General features: G+C 51.3%; 1 rRNA gene. It reads left to right on the forward strand.

The annotated features are described in order from the left end of the window. Positions 1-2243 (forward strand): 23S ribosomal RNA (locus AC1IR0_RS15550); the annotation flags it as partial.

Consider the following 2243-nt stretch of genomic DNA (forward strand, 5'->3'; position numbering starts at 1 on the left):
ATAGGGGAGCCGTAGGGAAACCGAGTCTTAATAGGGCGTTTAGTTGCTGGGTATAGACCCGAAACCAGGTGATCTATCCATGAGCAGGTTGAAGGTTGGGTAACACTAACTGGAGGACCGAACCCACTGTCGTTGAAAAGCCAGGGGATGACTTGTGGATAGGGGTGAAAGGCTAATCAAACTTGGTGATAGCTGGTTCTCCCCGAAAGCTATTTAGGTAGCGCCTCGGACGAATACCATTGGGGGTAGAGCACTGTTTCGGCTAGGGGGTCATCCCGACTTACCAAACCGATGCAAACTCCGAATACCAATGAGTACTATCCGGGAGACAGACTGCGGGTGCTAACGTCCGTAGTCAAGAGGAAAACAATCCAGACCGCCAGCTAAGGCCCCAAAATTATAGTTAAGTGGGAAACGATGTGGGAAGGCATAGACAGCTAGGAGGTTGGCTTAGAAGCAGCCACCCTTTAAAGAAAGCGTAATAGCTCACTAGTCGAGTCGGCCTGCGCGGAAGATGTAACGGGGCTAAAACTATATGCCGAAGCTGCGGATGCATAATTTATTATGCGTGGTAGGGGAGCGTTCTGTAAGCCGATGAAGGTGGATTGAGAAGTCTGCTGGAGGTATCAGAAGTGCGAATGCTGACGTGAGTAACGACAATGCGAGTGAAAAACTCGCACGCTGAAAGACCAAGGGTTCCAGTCCAACGTTAATCGGGGCTGGGTGAGTCGACCCCTAAGGCGAGGCCGAGAGGCGTAGTCGATGGGAAATTGGTTAATATTCCAATACTTCTGTGTAATGCGATGAGAGGACGGAGAAGGTTAAGTCAGCCTGGCGTTGGTTGTCCAGGTGGAAGGTTGTAGGCATGTATCTTAGGCAAATCCGGGGTACTCTATGCTGAGAACTGATAGCAAGCTGTACTTGTACAGTGAAGTGGCTGATACCATGCTTCCAGGAAAAGTCTCTAAGCTTCAGTTACACAGGAATCGTACCCGAAACCGACACAGGTGGTCAGGTCGAGTAGACCAAAGCGCTTGAGAGAACTCTGCTGAAGGAACTAGGCAAAATGGTACCGTAACTTCGGGAGAAGGTACGCTGTTGTCTGTGATAGGACTTGCTCCTTGAGCGGCCGACAGCCTCAGAAACCAGGCCCCTGCAACTGTTTATTAAAAACATAGCACTCTGCAAACACGAAAGTGGACGTATAGGGTGTGATGCCTGCCCGGTGCTGGAAGGTTAATTGATGGGGTTAGCGTAAGCGAAGCTCTTGATCGAAGCCCCAGTAAACGGCGGCCGTAACTATAACGGTCCTAAGGTAGCGAAATTCCTTGTCGGGTAAGTTCCGACCTGCACGAATGGCATAATGATGGGGGCGCTGTCTCCAGCAGAGACTCAGTGAAATCGAATTCGCCGTGAAGATGCGGTGTACCCGCGGCTAGACGGAAAGACCCCGTGAACCTTTACTGCAGCTTGACATTGAACTTTGATCTTACTTGTGTAGGATAGGTGGGAGGCTTTGAAGTCGCGACGCTAGTTGCGATGGAGCCGTCCTTGAAATACCACCCTGGTAATATTGAGGTTCTAACTCTGTCCCGTTATCCGGGACGAGGACCATGTCTGGTGGGTAGTTTGACTGGGGCGGTCTCCTCCTAAAGAGTAACGGAGGAGTACGAAGGTGCGCTCAGCGTGGTCGGAAATCACGCGTAGAGTATAAAGGCAAAAGCGCGCTTAACTGCGAGACCCACAAGTCGAGCAGGTACGAAAGTAGGTCTTAGTGATCCGGTGGTTCTGTATGGAAGGGCCATCGCTCAACGGATAAAAGGTACTCTGGGGATAACAGGCTGATACCGCCCAAGAGTTCATATCGACGGCGGTGTTTGGCACCTCGATGTCGGCTCATCTCATCCTGGGGCTGAAGCAGGTCCCAAGGGTATGGCTGTTCGCCATTTAAAGAGGTACGCGAGCTGGGTTTAGAACGTCGTGAGACAGTTCGGTCCCTATCTACCGTGGGCGTTGGAAATTTGAGAGGATCTGCTCCTAGTACGAGAGGACCAGAGTGGACGAACCTCTGGTGTACCGGTTGTCACGCCAGTGGCATCGCCGGGTAGCTATGTTCGGAAGGGATAACCGCTGAAAGCATCTAAGCGGGAAGCCTACCTCAAGATAAGATTTCCCCGAGACTTTATGTCTCCTAAAGAGCCGTTGAAGACTACGACGTTGATAGGTTGGATGTGGAAGCATAG

The organism is Acinetobacter sp. 129952 (assembly GCF_056642055.1).